The sequence below is a fragment of the Methanothrix sp. genome, assembly GCF_016706325.1.
In the GTDB taxonomy this organism is placed as follows: Archaea; Halobacteriota; Methanosarcinia; order Methanotrichales; family Methanotrichaceae; genus Methanothrix.
Window position 1 is genome coordinate 108,404 of sequence record NZ_JADJJX010000003.1, and the last position, 14,457, is coordinate 122,860.

The 14,457-nt window shown below is 51.2% G+C and carries 12 protein-coding genes and 2 pseudogenes; 1 reads left to right on the forward strand and 13 read right to left on the reverse strand.

Translation table 11 applies throughout. From position 1 onward, the window contains the following. Window positions 1-115: 115 nt before the first annotated feature. The 4 genes from IPI63_RS12625 to IPI63_RS12640 form a co-directional block, all read right to left on the reverse strand. On the reverse strand, window positions 116-2,023 hold the full coding sequence (locus IPI63_RS12625) for a hypothetical protein (RefSeq protein WP_292478767.1): 1,908 nt from the start codon (window positions 2,021-2,023) through the stop codon (window positions 116-118). A gap of 809 nt (window positions 2,024-2,832) precedes the next feature. Next, window positions 2,833-3,327 (reverse strand): hypothetical protein, encoded by a 495-nt coding sequence (locus IPI63_RS12630; RefSeq protein ID WP_292478768.1) that lies wholly within the window; start codon window positions 3,325-3,327, stop codon window positions 2,833-2,835. A 272-nt stretch (window positions 3,328-3,599) separates the two neighbouring features. Beyond that, the gene (locus IPI63_RS12635; protein ID WP_292478769.1) at window positions 3,600-4,367 is read right to left on the reverse strand and encodes a hypothetical protein; all 768 of its coding nucleotides are present in this window, start codon (window positions 4,365-4,367) and stop codon (window positions 3,600-3,602) included. A gap of 1 nt (window position 4,368) precedes the next feature. Continuing rightward, a complete protein-coding gene (locus tag IPI63_RS12640; protein ID WP_366851119.1) occupies window positions 4,369-5,100 on the reverse strand; it encodes a HEAT repeat domain-containing protein in 732 nt (243 codons plus the stop codon). 41 nt (window positions 5,101-5,141) lie between these two features. Here IPI63_RS12640 and IPI63_RS12645 point away from each other — a divergent pair. Continuing rightward, window positions 5,142-6,233, forward strand: a pseudogene (locus tag IPI63_RS12645) (IS1 family transposase). Here IPI63_RS12645 and IPI63_RS12650 read toward each other — a convergent pair. The 9 genes and pseudogenes from IPI63_RS12650 to IPI63_RS12690 all read right to left on the reverse strand — a co-directional run bounded on the left by IPI63_RS12650 (window position 6,165) and on the right by IPI63_RS12690 (window position 14,456). Next, a complete protein-coding gene (locus IPI63_RS12650; RefSeq protein WP_292478818.1) occupies window positions 6,165-6,452 on the reverse strand; it encodes a hypothetical protein in 288 nt (95 codons plus the stop codon). The pseudogene IPI63_RS12645 and the gene IPI63_RS12650 overlap by 69 nt on opposite strands. A gap of 516 nt (window positions 6,453-6,968) precedes the next feature. Then, complete coding sequence (gene pyrG / locus IPI63_RS12655; protein WP_292478772.1) at window positions 6,969-8,573, reverse strand: glutamine hydrolyzing CTP synthase; 1,605 nt, start codon at window positions 8,571-8,573, stop codon at window positions 6,969-6,971. Between the two features lie 107 nt (window positions 8,574-8,680). Beyond that, window positions 8,681-9,187: a hypothetical protein gene (locus tag IPI63_RS12660; RefSeq protein WP_292478773.1), complete on the reverse strand. Its 507-nt coding sequence runs from the start codon at window positions 9,185-9,187 to the stop codon at window positions 8,681-8,683. Then, a complete protein-coding gene (locus tag IPI63_RS12665) occupies window positions 9,136-9,792 on the reverse strand; it encodes a hypothetical protein (protein ID WP_292478774.1) in 657 nt (218 codons plus the stop codon). Before IPI63_RS12665 ends, IPI63_RS12660 begins: the two co-directional genes overlap by 52 nt. 241 nt (window positions 9,793-10,033) lie before the next feature. Next, on the reverse strand, window positions 10,034-10,216 hold the full coding sequence (locus IPI63_RS12670) for a methytransferase partner Trm112 (protein ID WP_214066471.1): 183 nt from the start codon (window positions 10,214-10,216) through the stop codon (window positions 10,034-10,036). A gap of 60 nt (window positions 10,217-10,276) precedes the next feature. Then, window positions 10,277-11,413: a DNA topoisomerase IV subunit A gene (locus IPI63_RS12675; RefSeq protein WP_292478776.1), complete on the reverse strand. Its 1,137-nt coding sequence runs from the start codon at window positions 11,411-11,413 to the stop codon at window positions 10,277-10,279. 56 nt (window positions 11,414-11,469) lie between these two features. Then, a pseudogene (locus IPI63_RS12680) lies at window positions 11,470-13,305 on the reverse strand (DNA topoisomerase VI subunit B). A gap of 17 nt (window positions 13,306-13,322) precedes the next feature. Next, entirely contained in the window at window positions 13,323-13,553 is a 231-nt protein-coding gene (locus IPI63_RS12685; protein ID WP_013719238.1) for an Lrp/AsnC ligand binding domain-containing protein, read from the reverse strand. Window positions 13,554-13,601: 48 nt separating this feature from the next. Continuing rightward, a complete protein-coding gene (locus tag IPI63_RS12690; protein WP_292478779.1) occupies window positions 13,602-14,456 on the reverse strand; it encodes an RPA family protein in 855 nt (284 codons plus the stop codon). Window position 14,457: the final 1 nt, after the last annotated feature.

A 14,457-nucleotide genomic window follows, 5' to 3' on the forward strand; every position in this document is an offset into this window, starting at 1 on the left:
TTATGTCTTAATTACTATAATTATAAATTTGAAGGGAAAAGAGGGGCTGGGGCCAGATCCCAGCCTCGGCCTCTGTCCATCTCTTGAATGAATGGCTCGCTTGCATCAACCCTCCTCAGGGGGAAGCTATCCCCTCAACCAGGCCGCTGATCAGGGAGAAGCCAATTCCGCTGGCAGAGGACTGCTCGGGAGTGACCACTGCCGTCCAGTATCCCTTGGCCGGATCTCTCAGGAAGTAGTAGTTGTAATTGGAGCCGGTAAGGTGCAGAGCATTCTTATCGCCATCCCTCACAGAGAGGGTGATCCCATTGGGCTGGATCAGAGTGAGAGTGAACGGGATGCCACCCTCAGGCCAGGAGAGTCCCACCATCTCTGCCCGGTCAGAGATACTCTGCCCGCCCGGGAGCTGATAGATCTTGCTTGTGCCCAGCTGTCTGGCGAACCTGATGCCGGATCCGCCTGAAAAGGCAATGCCATTCTCCACCTGCAGAGCATCAAGGGCAGTGACCGTCTCGTTCCAGGGCAGGATTATGACCTTCCCTGATTCAATGGTATAGGATTTTGTTGGAGGGCTGCTGCTGGCGGCGGCAGTGCCTGGAGCTGGGCTGCTCGCAGTTGCCGCGCTGGGTGCGGCTATTACCGGTACAGGCCTATGCGGATAATAGTATTTAACAGGCAGGTAGACATAAGGATATGGATAGGAGTAACCGAATGGAGGGTAATAGCAGTACGGGAAGCAGTGAAAGCGGAATGGGCCGCATATCGGCACATGGACGCAACCCCGGGCCTTATCGCAATAATCTATGGTGCAGGGATCGCCGTCATCGCATATTAGCGGTTTGAAGACCGGCTTTCCATCCTCGCATTCGACTGTGCAGTAATCATTGTCGCGGTTTATCTCCATATTCTGGCACCCAGCAAGCTTATTGCAAGAGTCCTCAGTGCAGGGATTGCCGTCATCGCAGTTCACTGGCCTGTAGACACATGCCGTTCCATTATAGGAATCGATGGTGCATGCATCTCCATCATCACAGTTTATTGGCGAATGAATGCATTCTCCCTCATAGCAATAATCGAAGTTAGTGGGATCATTGTCATTGCATGTCTTAAGAAAATGAATGCACTTTCCATTGACAAGATGATCATCGGTGCACGGGTCGCCATCATCGCATTCTGATACATTCTTGATCAAAGCGCTCATCTCGGCCATTGCGGCGCCGGTCATGTTCTCCAGTGCATCGCCGGTCAGGTTCTCAGATGCGACACCGATCATGCCATCCAGTACGGCGCCGGTCAGATTCTCCTGTATAGTACCGGTCAGGTTCTCCTGTGCAGGACCGGTGAGGTTCTCCTGTGCAGGACCGGTGAGGTTCTCCTGTGCAGGACCGGTGAGGTTCTCCTGTGTAACGGCAGCCAGGCTATCCTCTGTGGCACCGATCAGTTCGTCCTCTGCAGGAGCGGCCTGGTTCTCTGCCATGGGAGTGCTTGAGGCTGTCTCCTGGCCGGCATCATCAACACCAGCACTCTCTGGGCTGAGGAATACGCCAAAAGCGATCCCGGTTTGAGGATCCAGAGGGCGATCCAGAGGGCTAGTATTCTTGTTGGCTCCGGCAGGCGGACAGCCACAATACTCGCGAATCTGCTCGCTGACCTCATCACAATTCACAGGATCATGGATGCATCCGGCCAGCCCGGGATAGTCGTTGGTACAGGGGTTGCCGTCGTCGCAGCTCACAGGAGACTGAAGAACGCTGCGCCCCTCGGATTGGGGCATCACAGATGCATTATATGCACTTGCATTCAGAGGCACACTACCATTAGAGCGTATCCTGGGATTGGCGTAGGTTATAAATGAGCTTCCATAGCAGCTCAGAGGAATATGCTCGCATTTGGTTCCATTGCAGATGTCCTTGGTGCAGGGATTGCCGTCGTCGCAGTCTCCGCATTGGGCTGAGACGCCGATGGGTATCAGCAGCCCGCATAGGATAAGTATTATTATACAGTGATATATCTTACCTTCCATATGATATTTGATCACACTTCACACCCCAAACCATTCTCGGTGTAAATCCTATTTATATCTAATCTTCGCTCCCTCCCGGGTCTATACCTTTCCCAGAGCCTATATAATCGCTCTATCAGCAGATTGATGGCCAAGATATAGCAGATATTTCCACTAATATCTTTAACCATTCCTTTATTGAGATGGGAAATACCGATATAGTCAAAAGAATGAATATAAATATTACATAACAGTGTTCAGAAAAGAAATACTCGAATCCTCTAAAGCAGTCTTGATGAAATCGCATCCTATACCCAAAGAAGAGCTGTTTGTGCCTTATGCAGCGCAGGATGCTTGAGCATTCTCCCCCTGGTGAGTGAATGGGCGGGTGGATGAGTGAGTGAATGAGTTTTATAATTCTTATCGACCCGCTTTAAAATTTAAGCATACAGCTACCCTATTAAGGATCTTCTTACAATATAGATCATTTCTGACAATATACATCATTATCTCTATATTTTTTGTTTATATCGCCTGCGATGAGACCCCATTTGAATCGAGCGTATTTGAATGATTTTTGTGGAGATTGCGGCCATAGCAGAGCCTATCTAAAAATTATAAATAACTGATGGAACTGAGGGATTCTGGAGACAAGAACAGAAAAAACCAGATAGAAACGTAAAAATGTTTTCAATGTTCATTATGGGGGCCATCTAAGTTAAGTGAATCGGAATTATTTAAGAAGATGATAAACAGTGTACTCCTGCAAAGATCTTGCCTGCTATATTCATTTTTTCTCTCACCTATATTATTCTACGCTATATGCCAGCCTAGCTAGGGAAATCCTCCTCCGCCACAAGAATCTTCTCCATAGCCTGGTTTGCATCAGGTACAGCCTCTTCCAATGCTATCATCCATATACTATATGAAGTTCCATCCCATGTTTCTTCGGTTTCAAACTCCAAAGGCCTATCCAACTTGTAGCGTACCTCATCTTCTAGAAACTTTGAATTATCTCGATCCCAGCTGTTTCCAACCCTGAAATATATATTGTACTTTCCATCAGTTATTCCTGATATTTTAAATGTCTCTTTAGATCTAATGAAGACCTCCATAAGCGGCTTTTGATTCAAATCAGTAATTACGATAAGAGCATCCTTCTGACTATTATCGTTTATTATCGTCAGCTCTCCCAGCCCATATCTTTGCGTATCCTTTATGAATTTGCCAGTCAATGGCCGATATCCCTGCTCCTGAGCTGCCGCTGCGCAGACAAGTGCAATTAAAATAAAAATTGATATCACATATCTTTTTGTGCAGTTCATCTTAATCCCAGCTAGAAACCTCTACTCTACCCAATTAAGATCTTTATCCACGGTTAATTTTGAGCCCGCATCAAATATCTTTCCATCTACGGTTACAGGTACGTCCAGAGTAATCTTTGTGCCATAACACTGGATGAGCATTTTACTATCTGAAATCTGAATTGATGTAACGCTTGGCCAAGGATGATGCTCATTCAGGAGCGGTTCACGTTGCATGCTTCTTGAATGACAGCCAGACAACTCTCAAAAGATAGAAATTTCAAATTACTCTTTCATCTATATACAGTAACCCACCTCCAACATTCGCAATTCTCATTTGGCCCATTCCAGCCAGCGGGGCAGACTCCACAGCGCCAGCATTCTCCTAGGGCATTTGGTCCTTTCCATCCATCTGGACAGCTCTTCCCTAAATAGCCACTAACTCTATCTATACCGCCAGATTGAGAAGGGAATATTCCAGTAGTCTCTGGCAAAGAGGCCGATTGCTGGATTGGGCTAGATAGATCAGGGCCGTTATCATTATTATCATCATTTGCTAATTTGGGCAGGGCAGGAAAATCCTCCTCAGATACTGGAACCATCCCTATGGCTTCATTTACGTTAGGTGCAGCATATTTTAAAGCAACTGCCCGCTCGCTGCAGATTTTTTCAGTAGAAATTTGTTTGGTATTGAATTCAAGCGCTCTATTTAATTTATATAATACTTCATTTTCCTGGAACATTAGATCAGTTTGAATCAGCCCCTTTCCAAGCTTGAAATATATGTCGTACTGGCCATCATTTATCTCCGTGATTCTGAATGACTCTCCAGACCTTATGAAGACTTCTATTAGTGGTTCCTTATTTAAATTAGTGAGCACTGCAAGAGCATCTCTGTTGCGGTCGTCATTAGTTATTACCAGCTCTCCACATCCATTCCTTAACATATCTTTTATAAACGTGCCAGTCGATGGTCGATATCCCTGCCCCTGAGCTGATGCTGCGCAGACAAGTGCAATTAGAATAAAAATTGATATCACATATCTTTTTGTGCAGTTCATCTTAATCCCAGCTTGAAACCTCGACCCAATTGAGATCTTTATCCACAGTTAATTTCGAACCAGCATCAAATGTCTTCCCATCTACGGTTACAGGTACGTCCAGAGTAATCTTTGTGCCATAGCCTTGGATAACTGCATCCCCATTCTTAATCTCTATTTGTGTTAGATTTAAATCCCAACCTTCATCTGTTACCTTAGTCACATTTCCTTCTGTCCGCACCCCATAAATCCCCAAGGCTCCTTCAGGATAAGTCGCCAGGATTTGGGAATATGTGGGTAATGCCTTTGCAGATATGTTTTCTTGTGGAAATTGTACTCGTCCTACTGCATTTGTGCTCTTCTCTCGCCATTCCATCCATTTTTGCTGATCCTTGTCTAAATCCACTCCAGTGATCTTCCGCAAAGCTAATGCTGAACTATCTTGGACTTTTATGTCTTCATCTTTTAGTCTATTAATCAAAGGATCAATTGCTTCAACTGATCTAATATCCCCTAATGCCCTGGCTGCCCGGTTTCGAATTTTGCTATTGCTATCGTTCAAGGCAACCAGCAGTGGATCAATTAGAGGCTCTGAACTTGATTGCAGGTTAGAGGGATCGATAGGCATTGATGAAATTGCCGCTAAACCAGTCTCGTTATAAAGGCGATAGATCGCAATATTAACCCCATGGGATGTGTTTATATTTTCTTTAACGCTGGCTGTACCGGTCGTGAATCTACAATCGGCTGTTATTTATATAACCTATTCCTATATGCTACATGGGGTGTAGCAAAATGGGCAAAAGAGGTCCAAAGCCTCGATTCTTGGATGTAGCATGCCCGAATGAGCAGTGCAATCTATTTGGAATTGCTGGGAAAGGAAACGTCACTGTGTACGGAACTTACAAGATAAGCTCCGGCAAGGTCAGGAAATATATTTGCCACACATGTGGTACCAGATTCTGTGATAGAACTAACACTGCATTCTATGACACAAGAACAAACGAAGAAAAGATCAAGCTGGCTCTAAAAATGGCCATGCGTGGAATGAGTGTCTTAGGAATAGCTGAGATCCTTGAGTCAAAACCATCTACTGTAAGCACTTGGATCTCGAAAGCAGCAAAGCATAGTGAAAAAGTCAATGAAGTTGTCTTGAAGGATGTAGAGACCCCAAAGGTAGAGATGGACGAGGCATGGACTTTTGTGGGGAAAAACACTACCCAGAGAAGGTGAATACGAAGATAAAGGAACTTGGATCTGGATAAGCATGGCTGCAAATTGCAGGTTGGTGCTTTCACATGTTATCGGTGAGCGATCTCAGGAAAATGCAGATCAGCTCGTTTCAAATACTGCCAAAAGACTCAGATCAATGCCGCTCTTTGTGACAGATGGATTAAGACTATATGCAGCAGCTCTTCGAAAGCAATATGGAAAACTACAGCCGTTCGCACCAACAGGCAAGCGAGGGCGACCTCGAAGTCCTAAATTAATCGTAGATGAACTATTACAATATGCTCAAGTCATTAAAATGAGGGTCAACGGTAGACTAAAAAAGTGGTCAAGAGAATCATATTTGGCAAAGATATAGACCACAAAATGATATCTACCAGCTACATTGAACGGCAAAACCTGACATGCAGACAAGATAATAACCGCATATCAAGGAAAACCATAGGTTTCTCTAAGGAGACTGCAGAATTGAATAACCAAATGACCCTATATTTCGCGCACTTCAACTACTGCCGAAAGCATCGTGCTCTAAAATATAGAAATGAGATGGGCATAACGAAGTTCAATAGTCCCGCGAAGCAAGCTGGCTTAATCGATCATGTCTGGAGCTTGCAGGAACTCTTGACTTTTCCATATTACAAAACTCAAACCCATTAGAGGCTCACGACCGGCTGTACCACCAGGGCGATAATTGCCATCGGCTTGTACTGCAACTGAAATAAAATCTGTATTTGTTGGGCCGATGATTTCCACATTACCGGATATGACTTCAATTCCCCATAAAGAGGACCCTTGCAATAAAATATCTCCGCCAATACACAGATTACAGCATACAATTCCAAAGAGTATGCCAGTCAAGATTAACCTTATCTTCACAGAAATACCTTCTCATCATCTGTCCCATGCTAATATAGCAGGTCAATAATGATAAATATTTCGGCTCCTCGCTGTTTTGTGTGGGTGGATTTAAGGAATCGCTAATCCTATAGCTTGGTCCTTATAGCGTCATGACGGCCGGGAATTTGGGATTATCATGAGATGTGTCGCTACCTACCGACTCTACGCCGGGATTCATGCCTGATATTATCACGATTGAGTCCGCCTGCCGCTATCCTGAAGTTACCCACATGGAATAGCGAAGAGCCAATGTTTCTGAATGACATATACGTTGGATTGAACCCCTCTCTAAGTAGACAAAAAGTCAAACCCCATGAACAAGTTGTCCCTGTAAGAAGGATGAAAAACCCGATAAATCGGTCTTTTTAAACCAATAGATTGATATGAGCATGAAGGCTGCACATTGCTTGAGACCCTGATCTTGATACTGATCCCGATAGTTAAACCCGCACCTAAGAGATAAGATGGGAGAGAAAAAATAGCAGACTCAACCATCTAATCTTTTCTCCTCCCCTTCATCGCCCCCACAAACGCCAGGAACGGCGGCGAAGGCCGGCCCGGCCGGGACTTCATCTCAGGATGGAACTGCGAAGCGAAGAAGAAGGGATGCTCAGGTATCTCGCAGATCTCCATCAGCTCACCATTCCTGCCGGAGAATATCATCCCCTTCTCCTCTATGGGCTTGATATAGGCGGGATTGACCTCATAGCGGTGCCTGTGCCTCTCCACGATATCTGTTCTGTCATAAATCCTGTGCGCCAGGCTGCCCTCCGGCAAATGAGCAGGATAATTTCCCAGCCTCATGCTCGCCCCCATCTCCCTGATCTTCTCCTGCTCGGGCAGTAGAGCAATCACCGGATGGGGAGTCTCCCCAAACTCTGTGCTCCCCGCCCCATCCAGGCCGCAGACATTGCGGGCGAACTCGATCACCGCAAGTTGCATGCCAAAGCAGATCCCCAGATACGGCACCTTCATCTCCCGCGCATACTGTATAGCCTTGATCTTCCCCTCCGTCCCCCGGGGGCCAAAGCCCCCTGGCACCAGAATGCCATCCGCCTCGCGCAGGATGAGATCGGCAGAGCCGCGCTCCAGATCCTCAGCATCGATCCACACAATCTCCGGCCTGACCCCGGCCTCGATTCCTGCATGCTTCAAGGACTCCCGTATGGAGAGGTAGGCATCCTCCATGGGCTCAGCGCACTGCTCGCCCACAGTGTACTTGCCGACGATCGCCACCTTCACCGATCCGGTGGCTGCCTCCATCTTCGCTACGAACTCATCCCAGTCCTTCCTCTCCTCCAGAGGAAAGAGCCTCATCTCCCTCATGATGTACCTGGCAACCCCCTCCGCCTCCATCTGCAGGGGCAGCTTGTAGATGTCATCGGCATCATGAGCGCTGATCACCGCCTCTGTGGGCACATCGCAGAACTGGGCGATCTTGGCCTTGGTCTCAGCCAGAAGGGGACGCGCACAGCGAACTACGATCATGTCCGGCTGCAGGCCCAGCTCCCTCATCACCTTCACACTATGCTGGGTGGGCTTGGTCTTCTGCTCTCCATCGGTGGTGGAGGGGGCGAGGGTAACATGGACGAAGAAGATGTTTCCCGACTCCTCATACTTCAGCTGACGCATGGCCTCCAGGAAGGGCATGGACTCGATATCGCCCACCGTTCCCCCCACCTCGACCAGGCATATCTCGCAGCCCCCCTCCCGGGAGACCTGGCGGATTCGTTTCTTGATCTCCTCGGTGATGTGGGGGATGATCTGGACGGTCTTGCCCAGATACTCCCCCCGCCGCTCCTTCTCTATCACTGTACTGTAGACCTTGCCGGTGGTGATATTGTGATCACGGGTCAGCTCGACATCCAAGAATCGCTCATAGTTCCCCAGGTCCAAATCCACCTCTCCCCCATCCTTGAGAACGTAGACCTCGCCATGTTGAAATGGGCTCATGAGGCCGGCATCGATATTGATGTAGGGATCGATCTTTATGGCTGTGACCTTATAACCCCGGTTCATGAGCAGCCTGCCGATGGAGGCCGCAGTTATGCCTTTCCCAAGGCCGCTCATAACCCCGCCTGTGACCACGATATATCTCATTTTTCACGCCTTCAGGAGCGTAGCCGCTCCGTATATGATAAGGGTGACGATCAGAATCGATGATACTAAAGCCCCGGGAAACTCAGGAATGCTCTCGGTGATGAATGTCAGAACCAATGTGCTGACCAGGCCCAAGAATATGATTGCAGGGATGATCTGCATCGCTCCAATTGCGCTGCCGAAGTCGTCCTCCTCGATTCCCTCCTCGATTCCCCCCTCGATCCCCCCTCGATCCCCCCCTCGATCCCCCCCTCGATTCCCTCCTCAATCATCTCTCCTGAGCTGATCGAATCGGGGTCGAATTGCTTATTGAGCTCATCATTCCCAAGCTCTGCACCGTGGACCGCCCTCCTGCCCGCCCTATGGCCGAAGAGGCTCTCAGTATTCCTGTCGCCCCTATCGATCCGCTCAGTCCAGTCGCTCTGCAACCCCTGCCCTCTCCGGAGGTGATGGGAGAAATCAGGATCATCATCTCCGCTAATGTTATCATCGGCGGCAAAATAGTCATCCTCTCCAGAGAGATCCTCGACCCGGCGGACACGCCGGGCGGACCGATACCTCTCTAAATCTGCATCCTTTGAGAATGAGATGTATCGGTCCTCTTTCTCCTCCACCTCGCTCTGGCCGCCTCCAACCGGGATGAATTCTGTATCCTGGTCATCTGTTGAGCCGTCGAGATCATGGCTCCTATCCTCCCCCCCTCATCCATTCCATTCGGATCAATTGGATCGATCATATCCAGAGCGATCCCGTTTAGATCTGGATTCTCTTCCCCTTCCCGGCGACCCTCTGCATCCTCCTCTCCTGCTGGGACGATCTCCCGGACCCGGGCTCTGGATGCAGGCCTGCCCAGTCGCCTGGATTGGGCCATGGGGAGAGAGCGACCAGGCCTCTCGAAAGGCACAGAATCCTGCAGAATGGTTATGGGCACCCGGCTCTCACCACTTCTGCTCTGCAGGATGATCTCTCCCTCCAGCCGGTCTGTATCCTCGGGCATTCGGGCAAAGATGGGAATGATCTGTCTCCCCTTCACATGGCTGTCCTGCTTTCGGAAGCGAAGCACATTGATGATGGGATCGCTGGCCAGCAAAGAGATATCCAAAGGCTCTTCATCATTGATGAGCACGAGGTTGAAGATGGTCTCCTCACCGGGAAGAAGATGAAGGACGATGGGCTCTTTGATCTCATCTCCCCCGTCGATGCGAACAACATGGTCCAATCCCAATCCCCCCTCTCAGAACTCTTGCATGATACATCCATATGACACCGTCATATGCTGTCATATGCTGTCATATGCTGTCATATGCTGTCATATGCTGCTACATAATGTTGTATAAATATTTCGCCTGTGAGGCAGGACTCCCACTTCACCTCGCCCCCTCCTCCCGCCCCTTCATCCCTCCTCCTATCCCGTGCCCTCCAGCCTCGAATAGGGGAAGACAGCCATCCCATAGGCATGATCAGTCTCGTAGGTCCGGCGGGAGCATATTGGGGATCCCATCCTCAATGGGATAGGCCTCATTGCAGGCCGGGCAGCAGAGCCTGCCGGTTAGTATCTCCACCTCATTCTCTTCGAATACCTCCAAGGTCAGATCCCCTTTGCATAGCGGGCAGGCCAGGATATCGAGAAGATCGCGTCTCATCGCCGGCTGATCTGTTCTTATAAAGTATAAATCTTTGCTCCAGCGAGAGTCGATGATCACTCAGATGATCCCCATCTCCGCCAACCTCTCAGGCAGATAGGTCTTGGTGACGAAGTCCAGCCCCTTTCCAGCAAAAGCCTGCTGCTCAGCCTTCTTCTTGAGGTCTATCTGCAGACGGATCTGCCGTTCCCAGTAGGGATTGGCAAACCTTGGATCGGAGAGCTCGCTCTTTAGGGCCCGAAGATCCTTGTCCGTGAGCTTGTCAGTGGATAGGTTGTAGTCCACGATATCACTGGGCTGCACCCCCAGGAAGCGGGCCTTGGGGGTCACCAGGTGCTCGGATAGATGGGCGCTCTTGATCGCTCCATAGGCGATGCTGGCAAAGATGCGATAGGACCAGGGGTCCCCATCGGTGAAGACCACCACCGGCAGGTCCAGCTCATTGTTCAGCCTCTTTATGATCCGCCGGGTGGACCTGGCAGGCTGGCCCTTGATGTGAACCAGGATGGCTTTATACTCCTCATCAAAGCCGTTCTCTATCAACCGGGCATACATTCCGCCGGTCTCAACGGCCATGACCATCTGGGCATCATGGCTGATGAACTCGATGTTGTCCACATTGAAGGGTATCTGATAGCCGGCCTCGCCCACATCCTCCTGGCAGTGCATCTGCTTCTCCCCCCGGCGGGTCTGCTCTTTCAGGCGCAGTGGCCCGAAGACTGCTGCCCCATCCTCCTCCGGGCGGACATGAAAGTCCTCTCTATGCAGATTGGTTACGATCTCCATGTCCTCGATCAGCCGATCGCTCTCTGCCTGCTCATTGAACTTGGCTATATCCCAGTTCTCGGAGATGTAGTAGATCTCTCTCAATGTCGAGCCCCGATTGTTCTTGAGATGCTCATCTATCAGCAGCTCTGTCAGGTGGACGGTCTTGAGAAGGGTCTTGGCCCCCCGTACTGTCTTGACGCTGCGCATCGTCTCCTGATCTCCATAGACCCAGACATCATCTCTGCTGGAGAACTCTATATTGCTCTTGGTCCTGGAGGGCAGAGAGATATGAGGCACAACTCCCCGCTGAAACTGGCTGTAGAGCGACTCTGCCAGGCGGAGAAGATTCTCCTCCGCCCTCTTCGAGCGGGGATCCGTCCCTGGCCTCTCCGAGCTCAACTTATCCTTTGATCCCTTCGATCCTGCCATGCCCTCACACCGTTATCCTGAGCCCTTTTATCTCTCAGTCGAGGCCCCCTCATTCATCAGATCACCCTGGCGCCGGTGACGATCTCTGGTTCCAGGCCCTCTACCACCGGCTCAGCCGGCTCTTTGCCATTTGCCCCTATCTGGTAGCTGATAGTGGCCTTCTTGCCCGGACCAATGGAGAGCTTCCAGTGATGATCGTACCCATCCCCCAGAGGAATCACCTTGGCCGGGGGGCTGACCGCCTCTGCCCTCTCCCCCAAGAGCTCATGCAGCTTGAAGGACCTTATCAGGTCGCTGTGGTTCTCGACCACCAGACGTACTGATATCCGGCCATCCTGCTGCTCTGACTCTCTGGAGACGAGAAGGTTGCCCATAATCCTGGCCACCACCGGGCCGATGTTCGGCTCGGGGCGGTCCAGGACATCGGAGAGCTTCTTTGCTATCCGGGGGAGGATCTTTCTGATGATCTCCTCCTTCTCCCGCCTCTCTGCCAGCAGGCTCTCTCTGCCCAGATAGCGGCGCAGCTTTCGTGCCACCTCCTTGAGCCCCAGGTCGACCTCGGCCAGTATCTCAGGCATATCAGCCACAGCATCCTTGCTCTCTGAGGTGAAGGGGATATTGGTGGAGGCGATATGCACCAGCAGAACGACCGGGCCGGTGGGAATACCGCTCCCCCCGGGCTGGCTCAGAGAGTAGTTCCTCCAGGAGACGGATTCCACTGCATGGGTGATGGCACAGGCCCCCTGCTGGTATACCAGGGGGACGCGATTGGCAAAACGGAGGATCTCCACCCGCCCCTCTTTTGTCAGCTCGCCGCCATAGCCCAGGCCCACCTCAATCAGAAAGGGGTTGCCGGAGTAGACGGATACCGGCCTGGTGGTGGTGGCGATGAAGTCCAGCCTGAACTCCTTCTCCAGCCCCGCCCGGATCAGCTCCTCGCTTATAGGGGATAAGCAGTCGACAGGTGGCGACTTGACCCGGATCTGCTTGAAGGCCGAAAGCAGGCGCACTGCCTCCTCATGATCAAGGCCTGCCGGAGACCTTTCCGGGTCAAGGTCTGCTCTCTTGCATAGCTCCTGGGCGGTGATGGTGCCGATGGAGGAGAAGGTCTCCTTCAGAAATATCCTCAGCCTCTTCTTTTCGGTATAGCGCAGGAGCTTGATCAGCTCCCCGAGCTCTATTCCCTCCGGATGGGGCTGGATGGCATAGGCCTTCTTGGGGAGGTTCTCTGTCACCCGTTCGAAGATCTCGGCGTTCCCCTCCGGCTCCACCAGGGTTATGCGGGCATGGGGGTTGACGATGGCAGCGCTCTTCAGGGAGCCATAGACCGACTGCCTGCGGCTGCGGACATAAGAGCCCTCCATCTCCATCTCCACCCTTGTTCCTCGAGGCCTCTCCCAGTCCACCTCCTCTGCTCTGATGATCTCCGGCTCGTTCTTGGAGGTATTGATCATGAGCTCACAGTAGTATGCGGGCCTGTCCGGAGCGATCTTGGAGATGACCCTTGTCGGTTTGCCGCTGGTGAGCTGGGAGTAGAGCACTCCAGCGGAGATGCCTATGCCCTGCTGACCTCTGCTCTGGCGCAGGGAATGAAATCGAGATCCATAAAGCAATTTGGCGAAGATGGGCGGGATCTCCTCCGGCACAATCCCCGGGCCGTTGTCCTCCACTATGACCTGAAAGTACTCGCCGCTCTTCCTGATCCTGAACGAATATGTCCGGCAGGATCCCTGCCTCCTCACAGGCATCTAAAGAGTTATCCACCGCCTCTTTCACACAGGTGATCAGGGCGCGGGGCGCAGAATCGAATCCCAGGATCTGCCTGTTCTTCTCAAAAATTCGGCAACGGAGATGGCTTTTTGCTGTTTGGCCAGCTCCTCAGCGATCTCCATAAAGGGAAAGATGGGGCTTAAAGCTCAGCCCCGACCACTGTCTGGGTGGCATTGACGTTATCTATCTCTCTGATGACATCAACCAGCTTGTTGAGCATGCTCAGGCCCTCAACCTCGATGATCACTACGAAGTCGAACTCGCCGAAGACATGATATACATCCTTGATGCCGTCGATCTCCTGCAGAGCATTGTAGACCGTCTTCTCCTGTCCCGGCACCACCTTGACCATGGTTACACCAATTACCATATTAACTCACCTGCGCTCTTAGAGCCTCTGTGGATTATATAAGACTTTTCAGCTCTTCTTTCCGAGGTTGAAGGTCTCCACCTCATCCTCATCCCCTGCCTCAGGCCAGGAATCCAGCGATCCTCCCTTCTTGGGCCTGCCCCTTTTAGGGGGCTGCCTCCCCTCCTCTCCTTCAGCCTCAGCCGGGCGGGCAAGAGGGTCGGGAGCACTCTTGAGAGCATCCCCGGCTGCCCTTACCGCATCCCTCTCCTCCCCCGGGGCGCTGCTCTTGGACAGATCGGCCTTAAGAGAGGTGAGGGCACGAAGGACCATCCGCCGGTAACGTTCGATATCAGTATGATAGTGCTCCAGTGCCCGAGCAGCATCCTGCTGGTCGGTGGCGGGAAAGGCCCGATCTGCAGTGGAGAAATCGCTTGACAGCGGTGCCGGCTCTGCCTTCTCCAGGATGGAGATCCTCTCTAAAGTGCGCCTGGCGGTATCCATTATCCACTGGTTTCTGGTTGCCTCATCCACCCTCTGGATGGACTCGGCACGCAGAGATATGAGGATGTTGCCGTCCTCTGTCTGATAGAGGTTGGGCTTTCCCACAATGGAGACAAAGGCGGGAGCATCCATGCTGGCCAGTATCTGGGCGGCCTCAGGCTGGTACTGGCCGGCATAGATCAGCAAACTGCCCGTTGGGTCCACCACCCTCCCCCGCCAGTACTCCACATCGGTACCGATGTCATCCTTCTCAGTCAGCACTCCCACGAAGAAGACCCGGTTGCACTTGGCCCCAGTGGGGGTGAGAAGGTATTGAGGAGCATATTGATGCTGATCCTCTCCATCCCGGAAGGAGTAGTTTGAGCTCTTCAGCTCCTCAGCAAATATCCTGCGCGCCACCTCTCTGGAGAATCCGGCCATT

What these genes read in the sequence shown, in the direction of transcription:
- IPI63_RS12670 (WP_214066471.1), bottom strand. Translation starts at nt 10,216, where the DNA reads ATGAGACGCGATCTTCTCGATATCCTGGCCTGCCCGCTATGCAAAGGG.
- IPI63_RS12675 (WP_292478776.1), bottom strand. Translation starts at nt 11,413, where the DNA reads ATGGCAGGATCGAAGGGATCAAAGGATAAGTTGAGCTCGGAGAGGCCA.
- IPI63_RS12630 (WP_292478768.1), bottom strand. Translation starts at nt 3,327, where the DNA reads ATGAACTGCACAAAAAGATATGTGATATCAATTTTTATTTTAATTGCA.
- IPI63_RS12635 (WP_292478769.1), bottom strand. Translation starts at nt 4,367, where the DNA reads ATGAACTGCACAAAAAGATATGTGATATCAATTTTTATTCTAATTGCA.
- IPI63_RS12685 (WP_013719238.1), bottom strand. Translation starts at nt 13,553, where the DNA reads ATGGTAATTGGTGTAACCATGGTCAAGGTGGTGCCGGGACAGGAGAAG.
- pyrG (WP_292478772.1), bottom strand. Translation starts at nt 8,573, where the DNA reads ATGAGATATATCGTGGTCACAGGCGGGGTTATGAGCGGCCTTGGGAAA.
- IPI63_RS12690 (WP_292478779.1), bottom strand. Translation starts at nt 14,456, where the DNA reads ATGGCCGGATTCTCCAGAGAGGTGGCGCGCAGGATATTTGCTGAGGAG.
- IPI63_RS12625 (WP_292478767.1), bottom strand. Translation starts at nt 2,023, where the DNA reads ATGGAAGGTAAGATATATCACTGTATAATAATACTTATCCTATGCGGG.